This window comes from Paeniglutamicibacter sp. GQ140 (assembly GCF_059759235.1).
This window is the reverse complement of sequence record NZ_JCAXDW010000007.1, coordinates 177,599-202,972: the sequence shown is the minus strand read 5'-3', so window position 1 is coordinate 202,972 and position 25,374 is coordinate 177,599. Positions and strand designations below refer to the sequence as shown.

Genomic DNA, 25,374 nt, shown 5'->3' with positions numbered 1-25,374 from the left:
TGGTTCAACGTTCCGGATTTTGCCGTCATACATGCAGTGTCCACAGGGGCGGGAAAGGTGACGCGGATTACGCCACTTTCTTTTCTTAAGTTTCGAAGGTGGCGGTTGGCGCCCGGGAAACGGGCAGGGCAGGATGGCTCCGGAAGCCGGGCCGGGATCAACGCTCCGGTCGGATTTTCCCGGGGCTGTGGGGCTTTTGCCGGCGTCGCGGGCACTGTTCCGTGGCTTACTGCCCTTCGCTGCCCAGGGTACGAATGCGGGTTGTCGCCGCTCGCAGCAGCGCGCAGTCGATCTCCAGCGCAACGGCCAGCGGTTCCATGGTGCCGTCCGCGGCGAGGGCGTCCTGGACCGTGACGGTTCCGGTGAGCGCCTCGGCATCCAGGGCCCGGTCGATCCAGAAACGGTGGACCAGCCGGTAGCAGTTGCGCTCGATGTTTCCCTCGCCCCCGTGCATCCCTGCCGGGTAGGAGGTCCCGGTGGCGGCGTCGACCAGCTCGACGCCGAGTTCGACGTTTCCGAGGTGTTCATGGCTGCGCCGGTACCAGCTCGCGGCGTCTTCCTGGGAGCCGCGCAGGTTCAGGTAGTCGAAGACCAGCAGCACCCCGGTGCTGTGGACCGTGGCGGTTGCCAGGTGCAGCACCTCGCGATCGCCGTGGTGGAGCATTTTGTCCAGGACCACCGTGGCGCCCAGTTCATCGAGCCGTGGCCCGAATGCGGCTTCCTGCTCCCGGTCCCGGGCGAGCTCCTCGGCCTCCAGCATCGCTGCCAGTTGTTCCGGGTCCACCGGCTCGAGGCGGTGCAGGGGACTTTCCCGGAACGGGTGGCCGGTGTACGCCTTGTGCGCCATTCCCAGGGATTCCAGTGCATTGTGCACGCGGTCCGAGGCGGCCAGCAGTTCGGCATCGCCGGTTGCGGGGGCGAAGGCCTGTCCGAAGTCCGCCGCGCGTGATGCCAGCTTTAGCCGGTAGTCAAGCAGCGCGTCGTTCAGCCCGGTGATGGCCGCGGCCAGGGCGCTCTCGCCCTCTTTCGGGTCCGGGGTCCCGTCATCGAAGTCGAAGGTCAGTGAGCTGAGGTACGGCAGCCCGTTCTGCGTGCCTCCCGAGACGCGGAAGAAGGAGACGGTCCCAAGGTCGGCCTCATCGTCGCCTGCGGGGTTGTCGTCGCCTGGCTGCTCATTCATCTGCCGGTGCGCTCCTGGGTGGGTAGTTGCCTGCTGCCTGGCCCGAGCCTAGCAGCGGGCCGGCCGACATTGCCGCGCTGGGAATCGGGCCCGAAGACTGGGCTGCCCCCGAAGCCGCGCCCCTGGTGCGGGGCGGCTTCGGGGGCAGTGCCGGCACGGCGTGCCGGAAGCGGCGATCGCGGCTAGTTCAGTCCCTCCTTGGGGATGGACAGGTCATCGACGCGGTTCAGTTCCTCGATGTTCACGTCCTTGAACGTCACGATGCGCACCGATTGGACGAAGCGCCCGGTGCGGTAGACATCCCAGACCCAGGCGTCGGTGAGCGTGAGGTCGAAGAAGACCTCCCCGTCGGCCGATCGCGTCTTCAGGTCCACGTTGTTGGCCAGGTAAAAACGCCGCTCGGTTTCCACGACGTAATTGAAGAGGTTTGCCACGTCCTTGTATTCGCGGTAGAGCTGCAGCTCGAGTTCCGCTTCGTAGTTCTCCAGGTCTTCGGCACTCATGGTGTTTTCCCCTCGCCCCCTGACTCGATGTTCACTCCCGGCGACTTGGGTGTCAGTTGCCAGGTCTTCCGATGGTATTCGCACGCCCCGTGCTCGGCGATGCCGGCGCGGTGGGCGGCTGTGCCATACCCCTTGTTTCGTATCCAACCGTACGCCGGGTAGGTCCGATCGTACCCATCCATGAGGTCGTCGCGCTCGACTTTGGCCAAAATGGATGCAGCGGCGATGGACAGGGCCAGCAAATCGCCCTTGATCAGTGTGTGGACCGGAATCAGCAGCCCGTCGATGTCTTCCGGGTCGCCGAATCCCGGCACCAGGGAGTCAAGCAGGGTGGGCTGGGAGGTGGCCGAGAGCCAGTCCAGGTTCCCGTCCAGCAGCACCGCGTCGGCCTCCTGCCCGCGGTGCGCGGCGGTGGCGGCGCGCAGCCCGGCCAACCGCAGGGCGGGCACCAGGCCCAGGGCGTCGATCTCGGCGGCGCTGGCGTGGCCCACGCCCCAGGCGGCGGCCCAGTCCTTGATCGCCGGGACCAGTTCGTGGCGCAACGCGTCCGGGACCAGCTTGGAGTCCCGCACCCCGGGCAGCTCGGTGGCGGTTGCGGGGTCGATGACGACGTAGCCCACGGACACCGGCCCGGCCAGCGAGCCGCGGCCCACCTCGTCGGCGGCCCCGATGAACCGGTGCCCGCCGGCCGCGGCAAGGGCCAGCTCGTGTTGCAGGGTCGGCGGAGTCGATGCCATCAGTTGGCCGGGGCCGGGACCTGGGCGAAGACCCCGTCCCCGCCCGGGATGCCGCCGAGTCGGTCCAGCGGCCAGGAAATGACCGCGGCCCTGCCCTCGACCGCTTCCAGGTCGACGAAGCCGCCCTGCAGGTCCTCGTGGAAGCGGGAGTCGGCGGAGGCGCCGCGGTGGTCGCCCATGACCCAGACCTTGCCCTCGGGGACGGTCGCGGTGAATTCGGTGTCCGAGGGGTTGTCTCCCGGGTAGATGTACGGCTCGGTGATTTCCACGCCGTTGACCGTCAGCTTGCCGTTGTCGGAGCAGCATTCAACGGTGTCCCCGGGCATGCCGATGATCCGCTTGATCAGGTGCTGGTTGGAGGGGTCGGGGACCAGGCCGACGAAGGTGAAGAATTCGGTGACGGGGTTGGTCGCCGTGGGGGCGATCGGCGGCAGCCAGCCCTCCTCGTCGCGGAAGACCACCACGTCACCCCGGGAGAGGTCGAACGGGCCCGGGGCCAGGAGGTTGGCAAAGATGCGGTCGTTGACCTGCAGCGTTTGCTCCATGGAGCCGGAGGGGATGTAGAACGCCCGGAAGAAGAACGTCTTGACGACCAGCGAGATCACCAAGGCGACCACGACGATGATGAGGACCTCGCGGATGGCGGCCCACACGGGGTTTCGTTTTTTCCCCGGTCGGTCCGGTGTTGCTGCTGCGTCGCTGGCGTGGCTCACGTGGGTGCAGGCCCTTTCAAGTTTCTGGTGTTGCTGTCGGCACGGGGAGACAACCGTTCCCGCCGTCCCGAAAACGGACGCGGCACCCGTGTCTTCCCTCGGGTACCAGCCTACGTCGCGCCGGGGGCCTTGCCCGGTCGTGGCGCGCCTGGGGAAGATCCAAGGCGCGCCGCGACCGGGCAAAAAAGACTGGTCAGCCGGAGGATGCGGGACTGGCGGGGCCCGCCGATTCGACGAACTTCAGCGTGATGCCCGCGGTGACGTCGGCGGCCGCCAGGCCCTCCCTGATTTCCTCGAGGTGGGCGGGAGCCACCGCGAGGGTGATGGAGCCGTCGCGTCCGGAGGGAACGTATCGGTGGATGGCCGTGGCGGTGTCCCCGCCCCGCTCCCGTTGCCAGGCCATGATCTTGCCGACGCCGGCCTCGAGCTCCGCGGCGGAATGTTCGGCCAGGTGGGCCACGGCGCCGGCAGCGGTGACGATTGCCTCGGCGGCCTTGTCGGTGACCGCGACATGCAGCTTGCTTTCCGCGATCCAGGCCTCGGAGTACCTCTCGCCCAGCGTTTCCTTGAGAGTTTCATTGAGTTGGAGCAAGTCCGGGTCCTGGGTCTCGTGGGGGGCGGCACTGAGCGACGCCGAGGGGGTGGGACTGGAGGATGCAGGCGCTCCGGCCTCGCTGCCGCAGGCGGACAGCAAGAGCACCGCCGCCAGGGCAGCACCGCCCAGCGCGAAGCGTCCCATGTGGTTGTTCATGTGTGTGACCACCTTCTGATTTGGGCCGAGTCTATGCGGTATGCCGGGGTGTCGGCTGTGGAGAACGTGGGAATAACGCGGGGGCCTCCCCCGGAATTGCTGACAATTCCGTGAAAGGCCCCCGCGCCCGCTCGTCGCGGCTAACCGGTGATGGAGCGATTAGGCACTGTGGTGCCCGGCGCCCCTGCGGCGCAGCAGCATGAACAGGCCACCGGCCACCATGAGCGCACCACCTGTCGCGATGGCCGGCAGGACGGCGTTTGCGCCCGTGGTGGCCAGGCCGCCGCTGCCGCCGTCATCGCCGTTGATGTCGCCCTGCGGAACAACCGGTGCCTTGGAAGGCTCGGGATCCTGCGTGGGCTCCGGCGAAGCGGTCGGGGCCTCGGTTGGCTCGTCGGTCGGTTCCGGCTTCCGCTCCGGCTCCGCGGCGATGGTGAAGGTGCTGGACGTGGCGGCCGAGGAAACCCCGTCGATCACCTGTACGGCGGTGATCTTGTGGTCCCCTGCCTTCAGGTTCCCGGGTGCCAACACCGTCCATGCCCCGTTGACCACCACGGCGGCCAACTCGTTCTCGTTGCCGGCCGCGGCCGTGGCGACCCCAGTTTCGCTGCTGGCCGGGACAGCGGTGAGCTCGGAGCCATCGAGGGTCACCTTGATGGTGGACCCGTTGATGCCGAAGCCGCTGATGGTCTTCGGGGCCTTGTCGAAGGCGAATTCCTGGCCGTCGGTCGGCGAATCGATGGACGGCGCCACCGGGACGACCTTGAAGGCACTCGTCACCGGGGAAGAGGTGGTCTCGCCGATGCTCTGCACGGCGGTGACGCTGTGCGGGCCATAGGTAAGGACCGCATCGTCTTCCAGCGTGACGCTCCAGGTGCCGTTGTCCCCAACGGTGGCTTCCCGCGTGACTGCCCCGGTCAGCTTGACCATGGCGCCGGCAACGCCGGTACCCGAGATCACTCGCTGATCCTCGGTGAAGGTCTTGCCGTTTGCCGGTCCGGTGATAACAGGCGCGGCGAGCAGGATGGTGAAGCTGCTGGTGGCGACCTTCGACGTCTCGCCGTCCAAGGCCTGGGCGGCGGAAACGGAGTGCTCGCCGTAGGACAGCGCGGTGGGGAGCTTGACGCTCCACGTGCCGTCGGCGGCGACCTTGGCGGTGCCCGCGGCATCGCCGGTCAGCGTCACGGTGGCTCCGGCAACGCCGGTACCCGAGATGACCGACACCGCTGCCTCTAGGGTGGCGCCGCTCTTCGGGCTGGTGATGGCAGGGGTGCCGATGACGACGTTGACCGAGCCCGCGGTGGTCGCCGACTTGTTGAAGCCGTTGACCGTCTGGACGGTGAAGTCGTACTTGCCGTAGGACGTCGGCGCCTTGAAGCTGAACTTGCCCGCGGAGACCGTGGCGCTGATGGGCTTCTGGCCGTCCGAGCGGATCACCACCTTGGAGCCGGACGGGGCGCCGGCCACGGTGCCGGAAATCGTTGAGCCTGCCGCGATGTCCGCGCCGTCGGACGGCGAGGTGACCACCGGGGCATTGAGGAACATGGCGATGGAGTAGCCCTTGGCGTGCTTCAGGCCGTCCTTGATGTCCGTGAAGTAGGCCCGGCCGCCATCGGAGGTGGATACGGCGCTTGTCACGCCGACCGCCGTGCCGCCGGCAACAGCGGATCCACCGGAGTCGCCCTCGTTGGCCTTCAACAGGTCGGCGTTCACCATGCCGAATCCGCGGACACCTCGGACGTCGCCTTCCCCGTTGTACCCGCCGACAAGGAAGATCCCGACCTCGTCGACTTTGCCGCAGGTCCAGCCGGTGGTGCGGCCGGACTTGCAGACTTCGGCGCCGATGACGGCGCTGGCCACGCCTGTCACCTTGGTACCTGAATCGCGCTCGTCGGCGCCCTTCCAGTCCGTGACCATGGACTTGAGATCCAGGTCCGGGTTGATTTCGTCGATGACGGAGATGTCGGTCCCGACGTTGCCGATGTCCTCGGCCGACGCCCCGGGCCCATAACCGGTCACGGAGCTGTTGCCGGGGCCGCCGAACTGAGAGAAGCCGAACGTTCCCAGGGAGGCTCCGATTTCTTCGAATTCGTTCGGCGCGGTGTGTTCCATGATGTTGACGTTGGTGATTTCGCCGTCGCGCTCACAGTGACCGGCCGAGATCGCCGCGTCCTGGCCTGCGGAATTGAAGCCGTTGAAACCAATCGAGCACAACGCCACAGTGGTCGGGCTGGTCCGTGCGCCGTAGCCCATGCCGCCGAGCACATCGCCCGCGACTGCCGTCTTGGCAGGTCCCTCGGCTTTCTCGATGGTGACCTTGGTGTACTGCTGCGCGAATTCCTCGGGGGTCAGCTTCCCGCCGAATCGCAGGGCGGTTGCCTTGGGGGTCTCAGTCGCTCCCTTGCTTTCGAGAGTGGCCACTCCACCGGTGCGAATGACGAAGCTGTTGGCGCCGGTCTTCATGACGGCCTGAAGCTGGGACACGGCCTTGGGCTCGACGTTTTCGACGTAGGCCTTGAGCAGCGAATCCGCACTCTTGGGCGCTGACTTGGCAACGATCTTCGGCACGGCCGTCGCCTCGGTCTTCGGGCTTTCGGCGACCGGGAGCTTCGACGGAACAGCCGCGGTTTCCTTGCCCTCGGGAGTCTTCACGGTCTCAACGCTCTTCGGCTCCGCCGAGGCGACGACCTCGGGCTCCGCCACGATGTTCAGCTCAACATCTGTGCCCTCGGTCAGTTCGTCGAGCTTTTCGGTGACGGTTTTGAGGGAAGATGCAGCCACAGTGACATTGATCTTGTTCTCGGTGATTGCAAAGTCGGCGACCAGCTTCGCCTGCTGCAATTCCTTGGTGAGCGAATCGACAACGGAACTGAGCTCGCGGTTCTTGTAGAACTCTTCGATGGTGATGCCAAGGTCGCGCTCCACTGCCTCCTTGAGCCCGCTAGGCAGAGCCGCCTGGCTCTGGTCTTTCGTGGCCTCCGTGCTCGAGGCGGCCACAGACCCGGCAGATGTCGGCTCCGGGTGGCGAGGGCCGGCACCGTGGCGAAACTGCTGCCAAGCACCAATGCCGTGGTGGCGGCGGCAATAGTGCCGCGCTTCATCAGCGCACGTGAAGATTCGTGCATATGGAGATCTCCCAATTCAAGGTGTGGTGCCTCGCTTTTGTGTGCGCCGCGTCTGTCGTGGGACATCCGTTTGGGCATACCGCGAGCAATGACTGTTACCGAAATGAAACCCTAACTCGTGTAGATATCCACGAACAAACCATTTCGGCAGCAACATCCACCCGATGGACCATTTGACGCATCAACCACTTTGGGAAAAAACGCACAATCTCGGGGCCGCATCGCCCAGAGACTCTCATCACACCCACCGACACGCCCGGGCGCAATTTCCTCATGTCACCCACGTATTTACTATGTAATTCGCAGACTTTGCTCAGTTTTCCCGGGCGCGCCCGCGCTTGCCTTCAGGGCCGCGGCCCCAGTCTTGTGCATTTTAAATACCCTCTGGACATACTTTAATATCCGACCAAATCCACGAGTGGCAACTGCAACACATGACCATCCGACAACCTCTGCACGAACAGTCGACGTACGCCTGTGGAAGGCTTCACGTGCCGTCTCGCCGGGTCGATATCGTACGCGCGGCACCCGGGATGGTTATGGGGACCTTGCTGCGCGTGCACTGGCGCGTAGCGTGCGCATCGGCGGGCATCGGCGCATCGAGGGCGAAGCCGGCGAAAGTGCGACGTGCGGGCCGCTGGAGGGAGGGCGCATAAGGGAGACCGGTGCCGCCTTGCATTCCAGATGGGCAGCGATACGTCGACGAGGACTGTTGAGGCCGGCGGCGTCATGTGAAAACGGGGATGGCATCCTGTTGCATCCGTGCAAGGGAGAACGGAGCAGGTCCGCCGTGGGCAGGTGTGCTCCGAAGCGGGCATCGTGCAGACCGCAGGAAGCCTGCATCGGAGCGAAAGTGCCCGGCCGGCCAATGACGTGGCCGATGCCCCGGATGGTTGGTTAGTTGGCGCCTGGCATGAGGCCCTGGGCGGCTGCCCCGTCGACAGCGCGGCCGCTGCCAAGTGGCCAAATCACGTCGGTGACCTTGCCGATGACACGATCCGAGACGATCATGCCGCCACCGGGCGCTCCCAGCAGCGCGCGCGAGTCCTCGGACACCGAGCGGTGGTCCCCCATGACCCACAGCCGCCCTGCGGGAATCCGAACGTCGAACTCCATATTGCTCGGCTTGTCCCCGGCGAAGACGTAGGGCTCGTCAAGCGGGACGCCATTGACGCTCAAACGCCCGTCGGCACCGCAGCAGCTGACGGTGTCGCCGCCGACGCCAATGACGCGCTTGACGTACACCGAGTCGCTGCCGGCCAGACGCAGCGCCCAGGCCAGGGAGTCCAGGGCGTTGGGACGCTGGTACGGCAGGAAAGAGCCGCGTCCGTCGAAGATGACCACGTCCCCGCGTTCGATTTCGGCGTCCTTGTAGGCAAGCCGGTTCACGAGCAATCCCTCACCCGGGTTCAACGTGGATTCCATGGAAGTGGAACCGATGTAGAAGAAGTCAACGACGGTGGCGCGAACGCCAAGGGTGATCACCGCCGCAGCAGCAAGCGCGCCAACGGCAAAGCGCCAGCCCCTCGAAGGGGACCGGCGCTTTGTCGAAGCGGAAAAACGTTCCGATTCAGTAGATCGATCCACGATGGATCCCCATCCATGCCGCCCGCTGGGAGGCAGAGATGAAGGCTCTCGCTTTTCTGGCTACTTGGCGGTCCGGAAGTCGCGCTTTTCGCGGATCTTCGCGGCCTTGCCGTGGCGATCGCGCATGTAGAACAGCTTGGCGCGGCGAACGTCGCCGCGGGTCAGCAGCTCGATCTTGTCCAGAACCGGGGAGTGCACCGGGAAGGTACGCTCTACGCCGACGCCGAAGGAGACCTTGCGAACGGTGAAGGTTTCGCGAACGCCGTCACCCTGGCGGCCAAGGACGAAGCCCTGGAATACCTGGACACGGGAGTTCTTGCCTTCGATGATGTTGACGTGAACCTTGACGGTGTCACCGGCGCGGAAGTCCGGGACATCGCTGCGCAGCGAGGCTGCGTCGACAGAGTCGAGAATACGCATGATTGCATCTCCTAGGCAGACGCCGCAGGTCACCTACCTTAGACACGGACCGTCATTGTTCCTCAAGACGCACGTGGGCGTCGAGGGAAAGATGTGGCGGTCCGAAGCTTAGTACCACGATCCGTTTGCGGATCGGCGGTAGGTCCAACTGTTGATTCGTTCCCCCTGCGGCAGGAGCAGAACCCAGTAGACCCAAGAATCTATTTTGCCATACTCCGGTGCAAGGCGCGAAGTCCCGGACACGCACGCGGAAAAGCGCATCGTGGATCCCGCCCCGGCCCGCCGGGCGTACGTCCTCCACGTTGGCACTTCCTCCCCGCTGCCACCGCTTCATGACGGGCCGAACTCCGCCGCCAACCAGGCCTTGCGGGCCCAAAGGGCCGGGAATCCGACGGCAACAACGCCCGACCCGACGGCGTCCGATCGCCACGCTTGGACAGCGCGGACTCCGGGCCGCGGGACCTCATGCAACGCGCCGGTGCGCAAGGTCACAAACACTGGCGCGTTGAATGATGTGATAGTTTCGCTTACGACCACACGGGGGCCCTTGCAAGGGCTGAGATCGAGCTGACGCAGCGAGAGACCGTTGAACCTGTCCGGGTAATGCCGGCGAAGGAAGTGAGTACTCCTTGAGCAACACCATTTCAATGCACAGCCCTGTCCAAGATGCCGTGGAACCCTCCGAGACGCAGTCCCTGAAGTCCCACTCGCTGGCCTACATCGAAGACAACGAGTCGGGGATCAGGGTCCCGGTCACACAGATCGCACTGGAGCCCTCCCCCGGGGGAAAGGACAACGCGCCGCTGCAGGTCTACCGCACAGCCGGCCCGGGAAGCGACCCTGTGGTTGGCCTGCCCGCGTTCCGCAGCACCTGGATCGAGGATCGCGCCGACACCGAGGCGTATGCCGGACGTGAAAGGAACCTGCTGGACGACGGGAAGTCAGCGGTCCGCCGGGGCAAGGCGTCGGCCGAGTGGAAGGGAAGCCGGCCGGTTCCCCGACGCGCCCATGCCGGAAAGCGCGTCACCCAGATGCACTACGCCCGGGCCGGCGTCATCACCCCGGAGATGCGCTTCGTCGCCCTGCGCGAGAACTGCGACGTCGAGTTGGTGCGCAGCGAGGTCGCCGCGGGCCGGGCAATCATCCCGGTGAACATCAACCACCCCGAGTCAGAGCCGATGATCATTGGCAAGGCGTTCCTGGTGAAGATCAATGCGAATATAGGCAACTCGGCAGTCACCAGCTCCATTGCCGAGGAGGTGGACAAGCTGCAGTGGGCCACCCGGTGGGGTGCCGACACCGTGATGGACCTGTCCACCGGCGATGACATCCACACCACCCGCGAATGGCTGATCCGCAACGCCCCGGTCCCCATCGGCACCGTGCCGATCTACCAGGCGCTGGAAAAGGTCAACGGCGAGGCCAACGCCCTGACCTGGGAAATCTTCCGCGACACCGTGATCGAGCAGTGCGAGCAGGGCGTTGACTACATGACCATCCATGCGGGGGTGCTGCTGCGCTACGTGCCCCTCTCGGCCAACCGCGTGACGGGAATCGTCTCGCGCGGCGGGGCCATCATGGCCGGCTGGTGCCTGGCCCACCACCAGGAGAACTTCCTCTACACGCACTTCGACGAGCTGTGCGAGATCTTCGCGCAGTACGACGTGGCGTTCTCCCTGGGCGACGGGCTGCGCCCCGGCTCCATCGCAGACGCCAACGACGCCGCCCAGTTCGCCGAGCTTGACACCCTGGCCGAGCTCACCGCGCGGGCCTGGGAGTACGACGTCCAGGTCATGGTCGAGGGACCCGGGCACATCCCCTTCCACCTGGTGCGCGAGAACGTCGAGCGCCAGCAGGAGCTGTGCCAGGGCGCGCCCTTCTACACGCTGGGCCCGCTGGTGACCGACATTGCCCCGGGATATGACCACATCACCAGCGCCATCGGCGCCACCGAGATCGCCCGCTACGGCACCGCGATGCTCTGCTACGTCACCCCCAAGGAACACCTGGGGCTGCCGAACAAGGACGACGTGAAGTCCGGGGTGATCACCTACAAGATCGCCGCCCACGCTGCGGATTTGGCCAAGGACCATCCGGGCGCCTCCGAGCGCGACGACGCGCTGTCAAAGGCCAGGTTCGAGTTCCGCTGGCGCGACCAGTTCGCCCTGTCGCTGGACCCGGTCACCGCCGAGTCCTTCCACGACGAGACGCTGCCGGCCGAACCGGCAAAGACCGCGCACTTCTGTTCCATGTGCGGGCCGAAGTTCTGCTCCATGCGGATCAGCCAGGACATCCGGGATGAATACGGCTCGGCCGACTCGCAGGCGGCAATCGCCGAGATGGTGGGCGGGATGCGCGAAAAGAGCCAGGAATTCCTGGCCTCCGGGGGCAAGGTCTATCTGCCCGAGCCCGGGATGCCCGCCAGGGCGTAGCGCCGCCGGCTGTCGCCAACCCGCTCCGGGCCAGATGAAAAGGGGGCTGCCCCGCCTTCCCGCATCCGTGGGTAGGCGGGGCAGCCCCAACATTTTCCGGGCGGCCCTACTCGGGCGCGATCTCGTCCTTGGGCACGATGCGCCCCTCGACGATGGCGAAGCCGTTGTGCCAGAGGGTGTCCCGGTCGTGGCGGTTCAGCGTGGCCGGATCCAGCTGCACGATCAGGTCCGGGCGGCGGGCCGCGGTGCGCTCCAGCTGCTTGTTGCGGCGGAAGCGTGCGATCTTGCCGTGGTTGCCCGAGAGCAGCACCTCGGGAACCTCCCGGCCCTCCCAGGTTCCGGGCTTGGTGTACACGGGGTACTCCAACAGACCGTCGGAGTGCGACTCTTCCACCAGGGAGTCCGGGTTTCCGATGACCCCGGGGATCAGGCGGCCGATGGCCTCGACCATGGCCAGGACCGCCACCTCTCCCCCGTTGAGGACGTAGTCGCCGATGGAGACCGGGCGGACGTCGAATGCCTCGGCCGCGTGTTCCAGGACCCGCTCGTCAATGCCCTCGTACCTGCCGCAGGCGAAGGCCAGGTGCTCGGCCTCCGCCAGCTCGTAGGCCATGTCCTGGTTGAAGACGGCCCCGGCGGGCGAGGGGACGATGAGGATCGGCTTGTTGCCGCCGGCGCGGGAAACCGGGGACTCGGTGGCGATCCGGTCCAGGACCGCGCCCCAGGGCTCCGGTTTCATGACCATGCCCGCGCCGCCGCCGTACGGGGTGTCGTCCACGGTGCGGTGGCGGTCGTGGGTGTGGTCGCGCAGGTCGTGCACGTTCAAGTCCAGCAGCTTTTCCCGCCGGGCCTTGCCGATCAGCGAGAGGTCCAGGGCCGCGAGGTACTCCGGGAAAATGGAGACAACGTCAATGCGCATCGGGCCTAGGCTTCCTCTGCAGGCGCGTCGGTGCCCGCGGCGTCCTCGCGGTTGATCTCGAACAGGCCCTCCGGCGGGGTCATCAGGATGTAGCCGCCCTCGATGTTGACCTCGGGCACGATGCTCTCCACGAACGGCACGTAGATCTCGTCGCCCTCGGTGGATTCAACTACCAGCAGGTCCTGGACGTTGCCGGTGCGCAGTGCGGTGACCTTGCCGACGACCTTGTCGCCCACGCGTGCCTCGAGGTCCACGAGCTCGTGCTCGTACCAGCCCTCGCCGTCGTCCTCGACCTCTTCGGTGTCGATGAACAGCTTGGCGCCGCGCACCGTCTCCGCGGCGTTGCGGTCAAGCAGCTCCTCGAAGGCCAGCAGCAGGATTTCCTTGTTCCAGCGAGCGCCCTCGACGGTGAGCTGCTTGAAGGCAGGGTGCTCGACCTCGAACACGGCACCCGGGACAAAACGGTCTTGGGGTGCGTCGGTGAGGACCTGCACCGTCACCTCTCCGCGGATACCGTGCGGCTTGCCAATGCGGGCGACCTGGAGGCGCATGCGTTTTCTCCTTGAGTACAAATCGGTGGGTTGCCGGCCTTCGCCGGCAGGGGTGTGCGTTCAAGGGATTCGCGTCCCTGGGCACTTTTCTAGCTTCAATCTTACGTGCGACTTGGTGGTTGCAGGCCCGGCGCCGTTGGTGGCCGCATGGCGCGCCGAGCCTTAAAGCACTTTGGTCCCGCGATCCGTCATGGATCGTGGGACCAAAGCTACACAAAAAATGTGTGGTGAGGCTGGCTACCGACGACGGTCCGTGTCAACTACGTCAACACGAATCGGTTCCTCCGCCAGTGCGGCAATCACGGTGCGCAACGCCTTGGCGGTGCGACCCTGACGGCCAATGACCCGACCGAGATCCTCGGGGTGCACTCGCACCTCAAGGATGTCACCGCGACGATTCCCCTTCAACGCAACCTGCACGTCTTCAGGGGTGTCTACGATGCCACGTACCAGGTGATCCAGCGCATCAACGAGCACTGGCTACTCAGCCTCGGTTGCTTCTGCCTCGACCTCGGCCTCGGCAGCCGGCTTCTCGGCCTTCTTGGTGATGGCCTCGGGCAGGATGACCGAACCCTTCTCCGGAACAACGAATGCCGGCTTGGCTTCCTTGACGCGCAAGGTGCCTTCCTGGCCTTCGATGCCCTTGAACTTCTGCCAGTCACCGGTGATCTTCAAGATCGCGGCAACCTGCTCGGTCGGCTGGGCGCCGACGGAGAGCCAGTACTGCGCGCGGTCGGACTTGACCTCGATGAACGAAGGCTCTTCGGTCGGGTGGTACTTGCCGATTTCTTCAATCGCACGGCCATCGCGCTTGGAGCGCGCATCCATGACGACGATACGGTAGTAAGGGGCGCGGATCTTGCCGAAACGCTTCAGACGAATTTTAACGGCCACGGTAGTGGTCACTCCTGTTTTCTCAACATGTGCGAAGTCCTGTTTCTGCACCCGTGGGGCGGGCCATACCGCAGATCTTCAAAAGGACAGGATTCAACGCGGAGAGAGGGGCCACATCAAATCGAGTACCTGTCTATTATGCCAGAAAGTTTTGGCCGGATCGGACATGTCACCACAATTCCCTGAACCCGTGTCCGATTGCACATCAACCACGGCCCGGACCTGCGGAAACATGCGCCCGCAATTTCCGCTGACAAAGGGGATGATCGCCGTGCCCGCACCGTTCGGCGAGGCACCGACGTGAGATATTCTGTGTCCTTCCGGGACCGTTCAATTCCCGGGGAAACATGGCGAGGCAGGGAAATCGATGGCACTGGCAGACAACTGGAAACGCGCCCGGCCCGGGGACCCGTTTTGGGACGAGCAGGCCGCAGGTCTCGGAGCCTCCCACGTGGCTCCGCTCAACGAGTTGATCGGACGTCTGGGCGATGCCGGCGGAGTCCGGCTCCCGCTGGCCGCACCCTGGCACGGCGGGATCCATGCCCCTGCCCTGATCGTCCTGAACGACGCGGGCGAGCCGAGCGACGAGCCCACGTACTTGTGCGTCAGGAACCCGGACCGGGCGGCGGAGCGCCAGCGCCACCTGATGACGGAGTTCGGCATCGACCCGGCGGACTTCTGCCCCTGGAACGGATATCCGTGGCCGCGCATCGACCCCAAGCGGGATCTGACACCGGAGCAGTCGCTCGAAGGCGGAAGGGCGCTCCTGGAGGTCATGGCCCTGATGACGGACCTGAAGATGCTGCTGCTCCTGGGACGAAAGGCCCAGGACGCCGCCGACGCCGTGTTGCCGGACCTGGAGTCCGCATTCCCCGACTTGCACATCGTGCGTTCGCTTCATCCCCTGGGTGCCAAGCGGACCGTTGACAGGGTGGAGCAGAAGCGAGTCTGGGCAGGAATTGCCGATCGCCTACGGGAAGGCCAGCAGGACTCATGACGTTCCCCGGCTGCTCCGCCGGCCGGCATCCCGGCTTCCACGAATCCATGGGCTGGCCACAAACAATCCAGTGACGCCCGCTACGTCGGGCCACCGGGGGTATGGGATCGACTCCCGCCCGTGCCATGCTTATGGCTCGACCCCCTCGAAAGATTCATGAGAGAACCCTTCATGCCCCGCAAAATGAACGACCCCGAATTCAGGAACTCGCAGGAATCGGGGTTGTGGGCCGAACACGTGGCACCCCTGAACTCCCTGGTCCAGGACCTCCGCGCCGATGCGCCAGGAGGCACCGGGACCCTTCCGTTCTTCGCGCCCCTTCATGGCGGCACCGACGCCACCATCTTGTGCCTGATGCCGGCTCCCGAGCTCGCCAACCGGGCCGAGGCCGGGGAGGACATCGTCTGCGCCGAGGATGACAATGCCGCCGCCGAGGCACTGGCCACGTTGCTGGAAGAGGCCGGGATCGACGCCAAGGAAGTCGTGCTGTGGCACGCCTACCCTTGGTACCGGGCCGAGGGCGCCTCCGGGCGCCTGACGGGTGCCGAGCAGAACGCCGGAGTCGATCCCATGGGCAAGCTGCTGCGCCTGGTTCCCAATCTCCGGGCGGTCATCCTGATGGGCAAGGGCCCGGAGGAATTCTGGGCCAAGGTCGCCAAGAAATCCCCGCAGGCGGTCTCACGCATCACTGCCATCCCCAGCTTCTCCCCCGCCCCGCTCTCACTGAGCGGCACCACGGCCCAGCGGGCCGAACGCATTGCCCGGCGTTCGGAGGCCATGCGCGAGGCCCGCAAGATCGTCCAGGCTCCCCGCGGCCCGGCCGGTCCCCGCCGCGAGACCATGGTCCGGGCCGAGGACCTTGGGCCGGAGCACCTGCGCCGGGTGATCGAGGTCAGTGACGGCAACCAGACCCTGCATGGCCCGCTGCTCAAGGCCTTCCAGCCGAGCCCCGAATGGCGGGTGACGCTGACGGTGGACGTGGCCGGCCAGCGCCGGGCACTTGGGGTCACGGCCGACACCTGGGTCCGGGTCTACCGCGGTGCCGGCATCCGCTAGCGCCCCGCGGGCCGTACCCGCGCACGAAAATGCCTGTCCGTCGAAGAGTGTTCTTCCGACGGACAGGCATTTTCACGTGTTCCCGAGGTGGCCAATTCGATCAGCCACGCCGCATGGCGGTTATTTCGAGACCTTGCGTACGGGATCAAGGATCGTTTCGCCCGCCGACTTCGTGCGCTTTTCGGCGCGCTTCTCCTTGATGGACTTGGAAGGTTTCTTGGCCTCGGCCTTGCGTGGTGACTTCGACATTCTGTGCCGTCCTAGCTGGGAATGCTCGGCAATCCCAAAAGTTAGGGGAAAGTACCCCTACCGCCACACCATACGCTGTATTGCTGCGAACTTGGCCGGCCTCGCCGGATTCCGCTCACGGCACCATGGGAATCCCGGGCCGGGGCCAAGGATCACTCGGCAAGCCATACCCGCGCTGCCGCCACCAGGGCCTCGATGCCCACGTCGAGGGTCGGCTGAATGAGCGGGGCAAAATGCGGCGAATGGTTCGACGGAATATCCTCGGGCATCCTGCCGGTGCTATCGAAGTTCTTGAACAGGCCCGGGTCCGCCCCGCCCAACAGCCAGTACACCAGGGGCACGCCGGCCGCCGTGGCGAGAACACCGACATCCTCGCTGCCTGCCACCGGACCCGGGTCAATGACCTTCCCCGCACCGAATCGCTCGACGAGCGCCGCGGTCACCCGCGCGGAAGCATCGAGGTCATTGACGGTCAGCGGGAAATGTTCCTCCAGCGTAATCACCGGTTCCCTGGGTGACCCCGAGGCCATGGCCTCCCCGCGCACGACCCGTTCGATGGAACTGAGCATCTTGGCGCGCACACTCTCGTCAAAGGTCCGCACGCTCAGGCCCAGGGTGGCCTGGGCAGCGATGATGTTGTTCTTGGTGCCGGCATGGATCTGCCCGACGGTGAGCACCGCCTGATCGCTGGCGGCAATTTCCCGCGAGACGATGCCCTGCAGGCGCATGGTGGCGGCGGCCGCCAAAAGCACCGGGTCCACGGTGGTTTCGGGGCGCGAACCGTGCCCGCCGGATCCGTGCAGGGTGATGTTCAGCGAATCGGCCGAGGCCATGGCAACGCCGGGGCGCAGCCCGAGCCATCCGGCGGGGAACGGCGCCACATGTTGTCCGAGCACCACGTCCGGCGCGGGCACCTTGTCGAAGAGTCCGGCATCGACCATCGCCTGGGCCCCGCCGCCGGCTTCCTCTGCCGGCTGGAAGAGCGCCACTAGGGTCCCCGACCACAAGCCGCGCTCGGCGGCCAGCCGTTCCACGGCACCCAGCAGGCAGGTGACGTGCACGTCGTGGCCGCAGGCATGCATCACGGGTACCGGACGTCCGTCGGAGTCTTTGCCCGTGGCGGTGCTGGCATATTCAAGGCCGGTCGCCTCCAGGACCGGCAAGCCGTCCATGTCCGCGCGCAGCATGACCGTGGGCCCGGGCCCGTTCGTCAGGACCCCGACCACCCCGGTGCCTCCGATGCCCTCCTGGACGTCCAGTCCCAATTCACGCAGGTGTCCGGCAACAATCCCGGCCGTGCGGTGTTCCTGGAAGGAAAGTTCGGGGTTGGCGTGCAGGTCGCGGTACAGGTTCTCGACGTCGATGCTCATGGGCACGAGTCTATGACCCCAATCCCCGACAGTGAATGGCAATGCCGTGTCGCCGCGCGTGGGCGTGTCGGCCACCGGATTCCCCGCAACACCGCGGCCGCACGCCACGGATTCGGGAGCACCAGCGGTCCGATCCGGGGATTCGGGCGTGCAGCGCATATTCTGGGTTCCATGCCCCTCACCGTCAGCAAGTCCCGGGCCCTGGCCCGGGCACTGCTCCCCCGGCATCCGGCCCAGGGCATCGCGCTCGGGTTCGGAACGGCGATTGCCCTGGGCACCGCCGTCCTGATGCTCCCGATCGCCAAGGTCGGAACCGGCGGCGCCGCATTCCTCGAGGCCCTGTTCACCACCACCTCCGCCGTGTGCGTGACCGGTCTGGCGGTCGTCGACACCGCGACCTACTGGACCCCCTTCGGGCAGGTGGCGATCCTCGTGCTGATCCAGCTCGGCGGCTTTGGCATTATGTCCTTCGCCTCGCTGCTCGGGGTGCTGATGGCCAGGCGGCTGGGGCTCAAGTCGCGCATCCAGGCCGCGGCGGAAACCAAGAGCACGGGCTTCGGCGACGTGCGCTCGGTGCTGCTGGGCGTCCTGCGCATCACCGTGGCAACCGAACTGGTCGTGGCCCTGGCGCTGACCGTCCGCTTCGCCGCGGGGCTGGGCAACCCGTGGGGCCATTCCCTGTGGCTCGGCGTTTTCCACTCCGTCTCGGCATTCAACAATGCCGGGTTCGCACTCTTCAGCGACAGCCTGATGGGTTTCGTGGGCGACCCGTGGATCTGCCTGCCAATCGCCGCCGCCATCATCGTCGGCGGCCTCGGGTTCCCGGTGCTCTTCGAGCTCGGGCGGCACTACCGCAGGCCGCTGCACTGGACCATGAACACCAAGCTGGTTGTCGTTGGAACGGCCGTCCTGCTGGCCGCGGGCACCGTGTTCATCTGCGCCCTCGAGTGGTCGAACCCCAGGACCCTGGGCGTGCTGTCCACGGCTGACAAGCTGCTGGCGGGGTTCTTCCAGTCCGTCATGACCCGCACCGCCGGATTCAACTCCCTGGACTTCGGCCAAATGGATCCGGCCACCTGGCTGGGCGTCGACATCCTGATGTTCATTGGCGGCGGCCCGGCCGGCACCGCGGGCGGCCTGAAGATCACTACTTTCGCCGTGTTGTTCTTCATCCTGGTCACCGAGGTCCAGGGCGGCACCGCGGTGAACATCTTCGGCAAGCGCCTCTCGCGTTCGGTCCACCGCCAGGCGATCACCATCGTGCTGCTGGCCGTGGCGCTGGTCATCGGCTCCACCATGGCGCTGATGCTGATGACCGACTTCGGCCTGGACCGGCTGCTCTTTGAAACGATCTCCGCCTTCGCCACCGTGGGCCTGTCCACCGGCATCACCGTCTCCCTGCCCCCTGCGGGCCAGCTGCTGCTGGTGTTCCTGATGTTCATCGGGCGCCTGGGTCCGGTGACGCTGGCCTCCGCGCTCGCGTTGCGCGCCCGTCCCGTGATGTACGAATTCCCGAAAGAGAGGCCACTCATTGGCTAAGCACCATCTGTTCACCCCCAAGTCGATGGAACGCATCGCCGAGGCCAACTCGGTGGTTGTCATCGGGCTCGGGCGCTTCGGCGGGGCCCTGGCCCTGGAGCTGGCCGCGGCCGGCACCGAGGTGCTGGGCATCGACAACGACGAGGACATCGTCCAGTCGTTCAACGGGCGGCTCACCCACGTGGTGCGCGCCGACTCCACCAAGGAGGAGGTGCTGCGCCAGCTCTCGGTGCACGATTTCGACCGGGCGGTGGTCGGCATCGGCAGCGACCTGGAGGCCAGCATCCTAACCACCTCGGCCCTGCTGCGCTTCAAGAAGCCCACGATCTGGGCCAAGGCGGTCAGTGCGGCCCACGGCCAGATCCTCGAGCAGCTCGGCGTGGAGCACGTGATCCGCCCCGAGCAAGACATGGGGCGCCGCGTGGCGCACCTGGTCCGCGGCGCCATGCTCGACTACGTCGAATTCGAGGACGGTTTCGCGATGGTCAAGACCCGCCCGCCGAAGGAAGCGGTGGGCAAGGCCCTGGGAGACACCGGGATCAGGGCCAGGCACCATGTCACCGTCGTGGCCGTGAAGCGGCAGGACAGCGACTGGGACTACACCACCACCCAAACCGTGCTGCTCGAGGACGACGAGATCATCGTGGCCGGGGCGACTGCTGCCGCCGAACGCTTCGCCGCGCTGCTTTAACTGTGAATTGCCTTGGAAGATTCTCCGCGGACCGGCCCCGGGAAACGGGGCGCCAAAGGCGCAATGGCGCGCAGCTGGCCGCCCAGGCAGGCAAACGGGGTTCGGGCGGCGGACCCGGAGGCGAATAACCGGCGCCCCCGGATCCGCTAGAGTCTATAGGTACTATGGATGACCCCCCTTCCCACATGCCCTTGCCCCTCCGCCGCTGCGCCGGATTGAATCCGACAACCACCGGAGAGGGGCGCCTCCATGTATGAGTGGATCATGATCGGCATCGGCCTGGTCCTCACGGTTGGCACCGGATTGTTCGTTGCCTCCGAATTCGCCCTGGTCAACCTCGACCGGCACGAACTCGAGGCCCGCGCCGAGCGCGGCGAAAAGCGCCTGGGCACCACCATCAAGGCCCTGAAGATCACCTCGACACATCTCTCCAGCGCCCAACTCGGGATCACCCTGACCACGCTGCTGACCGGTTACACCTTCGAGCCAGCGATCAGCTCGCTGCTGCGCGGCCCCCTGCTGGGCGCCGGCGTCCCCTCGTCCGTGGTCCCTGGCATTGGCGCAGTCATCGGCATCTTCCTGGCCACCGTGTTCTCCATGGTGATCGGCGAACTGGTGCCCAAGAACTTCGCCCTGGCACTCCCGCTGGCCACCGCCAAGGTGGTGGTGCCCTTCCAGGCGGCCTTCACCGCGGTGTTCAAGCCGGTGATCCTGCTGTTCAACAACACCGCCAACTCCATCATCCGCTCCTTCGGCATCGAGCCGAAGGAGGAGCTCTCCGGGGCGCGGACAGCCGAGGAGCTCAGCTCCCTAGTCCGCCGCTCCGCGCTGGAGGGCATGCTGGATACCGACCACGCGACGCTGCTGCACCGCACGCTGCGCTTCTCCGACCACACCGCGGCCGACGTGATGACCCCGCGCGTGCGCATGATCGCCGTCGAGGCGACGGCCAGCGCGCAGGACATCGTCAAGACCGCCACGCTCACCGGGTTCTCCCGCTTCCCCGTCATCGGGCGGGACCGCGACGAGATCCTGGGCGTCGTGCACCTCAAGCAGGCGTTCGCCATCCCCTTGGAGGCCCGCGGCACCGTGGCCGCCACCGCACTGATGAGCGCGCCGCTGATGGTGCCCGAATCCATGGGCGTCGACTCGCTGCTGGGGCGCCTGCGCAAGCACGGCCTGCAGGTAGCCATCGTCTCGGACGAGCACGGCGGAACCGCCGGCATCGTCACCCTCGAGGACCTCGTGGAGGAACTCGTCGGCGAGCTCGAGGACGAGCACGACCGTGCCCGTGTCGGCGTGCTGACGACCGGGCGCTCGGTCACCTTCGATGCGTCGCTGCGCCCGGACGAGCTGCTGGACCGCACCGGCATCTCCGTGCCCGACGGCGAGGACTACGACACCGTGGCCGGCTTCGTCGCCGACGAGCTGGACAGGATTCCGGAGCCCGGGGATGAGGTCCAGCTTGACGGCGGCACGCTGCGCGTCGAACGGGTCGTGGGCACCCACGTCCAGCGCCTGAAATTCACCCCCGACCCGACGCCCGGGAACCCGGCCGCGGACGAGACCACCCTGGAGCAGAGTCGATGAGCGAGTACCTACCCGGAATCATCTGGCTGGTGGTGCTGCTGGTCATCAACGCGTTCTTCGTCGGCGCCGAGTTCGCCGTGATCTCCGCCCGCCGCTCGCAGATCGAGCCCAAGGCGGAGGCCGGCTCCAAGGCGGCCAAGACCACGCTGTGGGCCATGGAGCACGCGACGCTGATGCTTGCCACCAGCCAGCTGGGCATCACCGTGTGCTCGCTGGTCATCCTGAACGTCTCCGAGCCGGCGATCCACCACCTGCTGGAAATCCCGCTGGGGTTCACCACGCTCTCGGCCGAGGCCATCGGCGTGATCGCCTTCATCACCGCTCTGCTGCTGGTCACCTTCCTGCACGTGGTCATCGGCGAGATGGTCCCGAAGAACATCTCCTTCTCGGTGCCCACGCGCGCCGCCCTGTTGCTGGCTCCCCCGCTGGTGCTGGTGGCCCGCATCTTCAAGCCGGTGATCTGGACGCTGAACGGCATCGCGAACTCCGTGCTGCGGCTCTTCAAGGTCGAGCCCAAGGACGAGGCCACCAGCGCCTTCACCCTCGACGAGGTGGCGGGCATCGTCGAGCAGTCAACGCGCGACGGGGTGCTCTCCGACGCCAGCGGCACCCTGGGCAAGGCGTTCGAGTTCACCTCCAAGAAGGTCTCCGACGTCGAGGTGCCGATCGGGGCCATCGTGTTGCTTCCCCAGGAATCCTCCCCGGCCGACATCCAGCGAACGGTGGCCAGGCACGGCTATTCCCGTTACATCCTGGTGAATCCGGAAGGCGAACCGTCCGGCTACCTGCACCTGAAGGACGTCATGGACCTCACCACCCCGCAGGCCTTCGCCGCCGCGGTCCCGGCCAAGCGCATCAGGACCCTGGCCTCCGTCTTCGGCGGAAGCGAGCTGGAGGATGCGCTGGCGGCCATGCGCCGCAGCGGATCCCACGTGGCCCGCGTGTTTGACGCCGAGGGCGCCACCACCGGCGTGCTCTTCCTGGAGGACATCATCGAGGAACTGGTCGGCGAGGTGCAGGACGCCACCAGCGCCTAGGCAACCCCACCGCCGCTGCGGCAGCGAGAACGGCCCATCTCCCGATCGGGGATGGGCCGTTTTCGTTCGTTCCGGTGCCGGGGGGGATTTACCGGCGCAGCGTGATCGAATCGATCGCCGCGGCTGCCTCGGTGGCAAGTTCCTTGGGCATCGGCGCGCTCTTGGCCGAATCGGCGGCGACCTGCTGGCCCTCGTCGCTGACGACGTAGTGGCCGAAGGCCTTGACCAACTCCACCGTGTTCGGATCGGTGTAGCCGCTGCAGACGATGAAGTAGGAGACCAGGACCAGCGGGTAGGCTCCGGGCTTGGTGGTGCCACGGTCAAGTTCCAGGGCAATGTCGTTGGCGCCGCGGCCGGGGACCCGGTGCGAGGCGGTGACGGCAATGGCCGCCGACTCGCCGCTGACCGCCACGAAGGAATCGCCCACGCGCAGCTTTCCCTTGCCCAGGGTCTTGTCAACGAGCGAGTCATCGGCATAGGTCACCGCGCCCTCGGTGCGGGCCACCGTGGTCACGACGCCGGAGTTTCCCTGCGCCTGCTCGCTGCCCAGCCCGCCGGGCCAAGAGCCGGAGGGGTCATGCGTCCAGTTATCGGGGGCGGCGGCGTGCAGGTAGTCGGTGAAGTTCTCGGTGGTGCCCGAGTCGTCCGAGCGGGCGACGGCCGTCAGCGGGACATCGGGGATGGAAACGCCGGGGTTCAGTTCCTCGATGGCGGGGTCCTGCCACGAGGTGATCTTGCCGCTGAAGATCTTCGCGATGGTCGCGGCATCGAAGTTCAGTTCCTTGATGCCCGGCAGGTTGAACGCGACGGAAATCGGCGAGATGTAGGTGGGGATGTTGATGGCGCCTTCCGGCCCGCAGGTCTCCTGGGAGCGGGCCACTTCCGATTCCTTCAGGTAGGCGTCGGAGCCGGCGAAGTTGGTGGCGCCGGCCAACAGGCCCGCGCGTCCCGCACCGGAGCCCACCGAGGCGTATTGCACCTGCACCTTGGGGTGCATCGTGGCGAATCCGCCGATCCAGGCGTTCATGGCGGAGTTCTGTGCGCTGGAGCCGCCGCCGGTGACGGTGCCCGAGAGGTTGGAGGTGTTGTTCTCCGCCGCCTGGCGTTGTGCTTCGCCCAGCGGGTAGTCGGCGCCGCAGCCGGTGAGCACCAGGCCGAGGCCAAGAACCGCCGCAATCCGCCGCTTTGGCAGGGCATGGAATACGGGCACGGCGGCCATCGGGTTTTCAGCCTGGTGCGGCAAGGAGTCCTCCTGGTTAACAACAAATGATCAGAACCTAGTCGACCATAACTCGCCCGCTGTCCGCCAACTGAACTTGCAGGCGGTGAGTTCTATTAAGCAGGAACTATCCAGGGCGACGAAAATACCAAAGACACCACGTCAACTAGGTAATACCCAGCGGTCAACGGTTATGCCCAGAACGCTGGCCCAACGCGGCGACCAAAGTCGATGCGACAGTCCTGACGCCGCCTACTGCCGCCGACGGGGTGGCGGCGCGGATACCGGATGCACCCGGTAGTAGTCGGTGCCGGGCATCCGCGGTGCAGTGGAGGTGTGGACGTGGCGGCTGGAGGTGGTGACCCGCAGCGTATGCCTGTCCCCGGGGATCGGGGATTCCTCCCAACCGGGTGCCTCCTTGGTCGCATTGCACCAGGCGCACCGTGAACTGGCATTCTCCGCCCGGGTCGCCCCGCCGCGGGCGGATTGGACGACGTGGTCAAGGTATTGGATCCGGCCGCCGCAGTACGGGGTGCGGCAGAACTGGTCGCGCACGTTGATGAACTGTTTCAGCCCGCCGGAAAACAGGCGGGTCTTCTGGTCCATGGCGACCAGGTCTCCGGTGCCCGGAGCGGTATAGAGGCGCGGACCAAGGAATCGAGCGGGTTGGCCGGATTCCCGGCGAACAGCTCACGTGCCTTTTGGGCGGATATGATGCCGTAGCCCTGCAAGTACGCCGGTTCGGGATGCCCCTGGAATAGCGTCCGGTCGGTCATCACCACGCCCAATTGCACGGGAAAGCTGGCGGGATCGCTGACGCCGGTCAGCGCTTCCAGCACGGTGTCGGCGGCGACTTGGGCACAGTTGCGCCCGTCGCCTGCGGCCTGTGCGCGGCCGGTTTCCCGGGCGAGGACCTGGGCAATCGCCACTCCGTATTCGGTGGGCAGTATTCCGACGAGCTTCATCCGGTGCGCGTCGAGCGGATAGATGTTGACGTAGCGATCCTTCATCGCCTTGGCTGCCAGGTCCGTCTCTTTGTCGCTCACGTAGGCCAGGGCCCAGTGCCGGACCATCGAGGCAAGTTTCGTCCCGCCAAGCCCGAAGCAGGTGTGAAGGTCGGTGAACAGACGGGCGTCGATCTCCCCCTGGCCGCCGGGTCCAGGTGCCGCGTTTCGCGGTAGATGATCTGCGCCTCGGCCGCATTGACCACCCCGTATTTCAGTCCCTGCAGGGTGAAGGGCAGCCCGGAGACGAGCAGCCGGCAGAAGTTCACGTACTCAACCCCGGAACGCGGGGACTCGTGCCGCGCCATGGCTACATCGGCACCGATGCCCCACTCCGGGTGCTTCTGGCGCACCCCGCGCTCGGCGCGGTCCGAGGTGACGGCATCCACGTGGGCACAGGTGATTTCGGCCTGCACGGCGCCGGCGCAGGATTTCAGGGACTCCAGCGCGCCGATCCCCTCGACCATCTCGAATGGCTCGACCTCAATGGGGGTCCGGCCCAGCGCCAGTGTCACCGTGCGGATCCCGTCCACCCCGGTCAGGGCGAGGTACTCGGCAAGGAACGCGTCCATGTCCAGGCCGCGGCCCACCAACGCACCGTAGGACAGCTCATCCGGCAGCACATCGGTACGAACAGCATCTGTGATGCTGCCGGAACCCGGGCCCGATGACGACGTTGCCATGAACCCAGTCTAGAAAAGCGCACCGACAGTTTGGACTCCGAAAGTCGGCAGCCCGATGAAAACCTCGATTGACTTCGGTGCAGGCAAATTGAACCAGGACCTCGGCAACCCGGCTCCGGAAACCCTG

The 25,374-nt window shown here is 66.2% G+C and carries 25 protein-coding genes and 1 riboswitch; of the genes, 7 read left to right on the top strand and 18 right to left on the bottom strand.

What is annotated here, in order from left to right; translation table 11 throughout:
• Positions 1-226: 226 nt before the first annotated feature.
• The 8 genes from AC6CHY_RS12295 to rplS form a co-directional block, all read right to left on the bottom strand.
• Complete coding sequence (locus AC6CHY_RS12295) at positions 227-1,180, bottom strand: hypothetical protein (RefSeq protein WP_498226877.1); 954 nt, start codon at positions 1,178-1,180, stop codon at positions 227-229.
• Between the two features lie 182 nt (positions 1,181-1,362).
• On the bottom strand, positions 1,363-1,683 hold the full coding sequence (locus AC6CHY_RS12290; protein ID WP_217388199.1) for a DUF2469 domain-containing protein: 321 nt from the start codon (positions 1,681-1,683) through the stop codon (positions 1,363-1,365).
• Positions 1,680-2,420 carry a ribonuclease HII gene (rnhB, locus tag AC6CHY_RS12285; protein ID WP_217388200.1) on the bottom strand — a complete coding sequence of 247 codons (741 nt, stop codon included), beginning with the start codon at positions 2,418-2,420 and terminating at the stop codon, positions 1,680-1,682. Before rnhB ends, AC6CHY_RS12290 begins: the two co-directional genes overlap by 4 nt.
• Positions 2,420-3,133, bottom strand: a complete 714-nt coding sequence (gene lepB / locus AC6CHY_RS12280; RefSeq protein WP_498226875.1) for a signal peptidase I — start codon at positions 3,131-3,133, stop codon at positions 2,420-2,422. Before lepB (AC6CHY_RS12280) ends, rnhB begins: the two co-directional genes overlap by 1 nt.
• 193 nt (positions 3,134-3,326) lie before the next feature.
• Positions 3,327-3,884, bottom strand: a complete 558-nt coding sequence (locus tag AC6CHY_RS12275; protein ID WP_498226874.1) for a hypothetical protein — start codon at positions 3,882-3,884, stop codon at positions 3,327-3,329.
• Positions 3,885-4,043: 159 nt separating this feature from the next.
• Entirely contained in the window at positions 4,044-6,809 is a 2,766-nt protein-coding gene (locus AC6CHY_RS12270) for a hypothetical protein (protein ID WP_498226873.1), read from the bottom strand.
• A 1,097-nt stretch (positions 6,810-7,906) separates the two neighbouring features.
• Positions 7,907-8,596, bottom strand: a complete 690-nt coding sequence (gene lepB / locus AC6CHY_RS12265; RefSeq protein WP_217388205.1) for a signal peptidase I — start codon at positions 8,594-8,596, stop codon at positions 7,907-7,909.
• A gap of 60 nt (positions 8,597-8,656) precedes the next feature.
• Positions 8,657-9,016, bottom strand: coding sequence for a 50S ribosomal protein L19 (gene rplS, locus AC6CHY_RS12260; protein ID WP_217388206.1), 360 nt, complete (start codon positions 9,014-9,016; stop codon positions 8,657-8,659).
• 527 nt (positions 9,017-9,543) lie between these two features.
• Positions 9,544-9,651: riboswitch (TPP riboswitch) on the top strand.
• Positions 9,652-9,663: 12 nt separating this feature from the next.
• Here rplS and thiC point away from each other — a divergent pair.
• Positions 9,664-11,448 carry a phosphomethylpyrimidine synthase ThiC gene (gene thiC / locus AC6CHY_RS12255; RefSeq protein WP_498226897.1) on the top strand — a complete coding sequence of 595 codons (1,785 nt, stop codon included), beginning with the start codon at positions 9,664-9,666 and terminating at the stop codon, positions 11,446-11,448.
• Positions 11,449-11,554: 106 nt separating this feature from the next.
• Here the strand turns inward: thiC and trmD are convergent, their stop codons facing one another.
• The 4 genes from trmD to rpsP all read right to left on the bottom strand — a co-directional run bounded on the left by trmD (position 11,555) and on the right by rpsP (position 13,812).
• Positions 11,555-12,367 carry a tRNA (guanosine(37)-N1)-methyltransferase TrmD gene (gene trmD / locus AC6CHY_RS12250; protein WP_217388208.1) on the bottom strand — a complete coding sequence of 271 codons (813 nt, stop codon included), beginning with the start codon at positions 12,365-12,367 and terminating at the stop codon, positions 11,555-11,557.
• Positions 12,368-12,372: 5 nt separating this feature from the next.
• A complete protein-coding gene (rimM, locus tag AC6CHY_RS12245) occupies positions 12,373-12,918 on the bottom strand; it encodes a ribosome maturation factor RimM (RefSeq protein ID WP_217388209.1) in 546 nt (181 codons plus the stop codon).
• Between the two features lie 237 nt (positions 12,919-13,155).
• Positions 13,156-13,395 carry an RNA-binding protein gene (locus AC6CHY_RS12240; RefSeq protein WP_407610025.1) on the bottom strand — a complete coding sequence of 80 codons (240 nt, stop codon included), beginning with the start codon at positions 13,393-13,395 and terminating at the stop codon, positions 13,156-13,158.
• A 3-nt stretch (positions 13,396-13,398) separates the two neighbouring features.
• The gene (rpsP, locus tag AC6CHY_RS12235; protein ID WP_217388303.1) at positions 13,399-13,812 is read right to left on the bottom strand and encodes a 30S ribosomal protein S16; all 414 of its coding nucleotides are present in this window, start codon (positions 13,810-13,812) and stop codon (positions 13,399-13,401) included.
• A 367-nt stretch (positions 13,813-14,179) separates the two neighbouring features.
• On the opposite strand from rpsP, the gene AC6CHY_RS12230 reads away from it, so the two are divergent.
• Both AC6CHY_RS12230 and AC6CHY_RS12225 read left to right on the top strand, forming a co-directional pair.
• The gene (locus AC6CHY_RS12230; protein ID WP_498226872.1) at positions 14,180-14,809 is read left to right on the top strand and encodes a uracil-DNA glycosylase family protein; all 630 of its coding nucleotides are present in this window, start codon (positions 14,180-14,182) and stop codon (positions 14,807-14,809) included.
• Positions 14,810-14,980: 171 nt separating this feature from the next.
• The gene (locus AC6CHY_RS12225; protein WP_217388212.1) at positions 14,981-15,865 is read left to right on the top strand and encodes a uracil-DNA glycosylase family protein; all 885 of its coding nucleotides are present in this window, start codon (positions 14,981-14,983) and stop codon (positions 15,863-15,865) included.
• Between the two features lie 120 nt (positions 15,866-15,985).
• On the opposite strand, the gene AC6CHY_RS12220 is transcribed toward AC6CHY_RS12225, so the two are convergent.
• Entirely contained in the window at positions 15,986-16,114 is a 129-nt protein-coding gene (locus AC6CHY_RS12220; RefSeq protein WP_256449130.1) for a hypothetical protein, read from the bottom strand.
• A 152-nt stretch (positions 16,115-16,266) separates the two neighbouring features.
• Positions 16,267-17,484 (bottom strand): amidohydrolase, encoded by a 1,218-nt coding sequence (locus AC6CHY_RS12215; RefSeq protein WP_217388213.1) that lies wholly within the window; start codon positions 17,482-17,484, stop codon positions 16,267-16,269.
• Between the two features lie 171 nt (positions 17,485-17,655).
• On the opposite strand from AC6CHY_RS12215, the gene AC6CHY_RS12210 reads away from it, so the two are divergent.
• From AC6CHY_RS12210 to AC6CHY_RS12195, 4 genes are all read left to right on the top strand, one after another.
• Entirely contained in the window at positions 17,656-19,023 is a 1,368-nt protein-coding gene (locus tag AC6CHY_RS12210) for a TrkH family potassium uptake protein (RefSeq protein WP_498226870.1), read from the top strand.
• Positions 19,024-19,048: 25 nt separating this feature from the next.
• The gene (locus tag AC6CHY_RS12205; RefSeq protein WP_217388304.1) at positions 19,049-19,714 is read left to right on the top strand and encodes a potassium channel family protein; all 666 of its coding nucleotides are present in this window, start codon (positions 19,049-19,051) and stop codon (positions 19,712-19,714) included.
• 249 nt (positions 19,715-19,963) lie between these two features.
• A complete protein-coding gene (locus AC6CHY_RS12200) occupies positions 19,964-21,304 on the top strand; it encodes a hemolysin family protein (protein WP_217388214.1) in 1,341 nt (446 codons plus the stop codon).
• Positions 21,301-22,341 (top strand): hemolysin family protein, encoded by a 1,041-nt coding sequence (locus AC6CHY_RS12195; protein ID WP_217388215.1) that lies wholly within the window; start codon positions 21,301-21,303, stop codon positions 22,339-22,341. Before AC6CHY_RS12200 ends, AC6CHY_RS12195 begins: the two co-directional genes overlap by 4 nt.
• Positions 22,342-22,429: 88 nt before the next feature.
• Here AC6CHY_RS12195 and pstS read toward each other — a convergent pair whose 3' ends face one another.
• From pstS to AC6CHY_RS12175, 4 genes are all read right to left on the bottom strand, one after another.
• The gene (gene pstS, locus AC6CHY_RS12190) at positions 22,430-23,560 is read right to left on the bottom strand and encodes a phosphate ABC transporter substrate-binding protein PstS (RefSeq protein WP_498226896.1); all 1,131 of its coding nucleotides are present in this window, start codon (positions 23,558-23,560) and stop codon (positions 22,430-22,432) included.
• 252 nt (positions 23,561-23,812) lie between these two features.
• Positions 23,813-24,166, bottom strand: coding sequence for a hypothetical protein (locus tag AC6CHY_RS12185; RefSeq protein ID WP_498226869.1), 354 nt, complete (start codon positions 24,164-24,166; stop codon positions 23,813-23,815).
• Positions 24,130-24,606 carry a hypothetical protein gene (locus tag AC6CHY_RS12180; RefSeq protein ID WP_217388217.1) on the bottom strand — a complete coding sequence of 159 codons (477 nt, stop codon included), beginning with the start codon at positions 24,604-24,606 and terminating at the stop codon, positions 24,130-24,132. Before AC6CHY_RS12180 ends, AC6CHY_RS12185 begins: the two co-directional genes overlap by 37 nt.
• The gene (locus AC6CHY_RS12175) at positions 24,603-25,247 is read right to left on the bottom strand and encodes a hypothetical protein (protein WP_498226868.1); all 645 of its coding nucleotides are present in this window, start codon (positions 25,245-25,247) and stop codon (positions 24,603-24,605) included. The genes AC6CHY_RS12180 and AC6CHY_RS12175 overlap by 4 nt, the downstream gene beginning before the upstream one ends.
• Positions 25,248-25,374 lie beyond the last annotated feature (127 nt).

Excerpts from the sequence above, each read along its gene's own strand:
- AC6CHY_RS12295 (WP_498226877.1), bottom strand. The coding sequence starts at position 1,180 with ATGAATGAGCAGCCAGGCGACGACAACCCCGCAGGCGACGATGAGGCC.
- AC6CHY_RS12290 (WP_217388199.1), bottom strand. The coding sequence starts at position 1,683 with ATGAGTGCCGAAGACCTGGAGAACTACGAAGCGGAACTCGAGCTGCAG.
- rnhB (WP_217388200.1), bottom strand. The coding sequence starts at position 2,420 with ATGGCATCGACTCCGCCGACCCTGCAACACGAGCTGGCCCTTGCCGCG.
- AC6CHY_RS12275 (WP_498226874.1), bottom strand. The coding sequence starts at position 3,884 with ATGAACAACCACATGGGACGCTTCGCGCTGGGCGGTGCTGCCCTGGCG.
- rplS (WP_217388206.1), bottom strand. The coding sequence starts at position 9,016 with ATGCGTATTCTCGACTCTGTCGACGCAGCCTCGCTGCGCAGCGATGTC.
- thiC (WP_498226897.1), top strand. The coding sequence starts at position 9,664 with ATGCACAGCCCTGTCCAAGATGCCGTGGAACCCTCCGAGACGCAGTCC.
- trmD (WP_217388208.1), bottom strand. The coding sequence starts at position 12,367 with ATGCGCATTGACGTTGTCTCCATTTTCCCGGAGTACCTCGCGGCCCTG.
- rimM (WP_217388209.1), bottom strand. The coding sequence starts at position 12,918 with ATGCGCCTCCAGGTCGCCCGCATTGGCAAGCCGCACGGTATCCGCGGA.
- AC6CHY_RS12230 (WP_498226872.1), top strand. The coding sequence starts at position 14,180 with ATGGCACTGGCAGACAACTGGAAACGCGCCCGGCCCGGGGACCCGTTT.
- AC6CHY_RS12225 (WP_217388212.1), top strand. The coding sequence starts at position 14,981 with ATGCCCCGCAAAATGAACGACCCCGAATTCAGGAACTCGCAGGAATCG.
- AC6CHY_RS12220 (WP_256449130.1), bottom strand. The coding sequence starts at position 16,114 with ATGTCGAAGTCACCACGCAAGGCCGAGGCCAAGAAACCTTCCAAGTCC.
- AC6CHY_RS12215 (WP_217388213.1), bottom strand. The coding sequence starts at position 17,484 with ATGAGCATCGACGTCGAGAACCTGTACCGCGACCTGCACGCCAACCCC.
- AC6CHY_RS12210 (WP_498226870.1), top strand. The coding sequence starts at position 17,656 with ATGCCCCTCACCGTCAGCAAGTCCCGGGCCCTGGCCCGGGCACTGCTC.
- AC6CHY_RS12205 (WP_217388304.1), top strand. The coding sequence starts at position 19,049 with ATGGAACGCATCGCCGAGGCCAACTCGGTGGTTGTCATCGGGCTCGGG.
- AC6CHY_RS12200 (WP_217388214.1), top strand. The coding sequence starts at position 19,964 with ATGTATGAGTGGATCATGATCGGCATCGGCCTGGTCCTCACGGTTGGC.
- AC6CHY_RS12195 (WP_217388215.1), top strand. The coding sequence starts at position 21,301 with ATGAGCGAGTACCTACCCGGAATCATCTGGCTGGTGGTGCTGCTGGTC.
- pstS (WP_498226896.1), bottom strand. The coding sequence starts at position 23,560 with ATGGCCGCCGTGCCCGTATTCCATGCCCTGCCAAAGCGGCGGATTGCG.
- AC6CHY_RS12185 (WP_498226869.1), bottom strand. The coding sequence starts at position 24,166 with ATGGACCAGAAGACCCGCCTGTTTTCCGGCGGGCTGAAACAGTTCATC.
- AC6CHY_RS12175 (WP_498226868.1), bottom strand. The coding sequence starts at position 25,247 with ATGGCAACGTCGTCATCGGGCCCGGGTTCCGGCAGCATCACAGATGCT.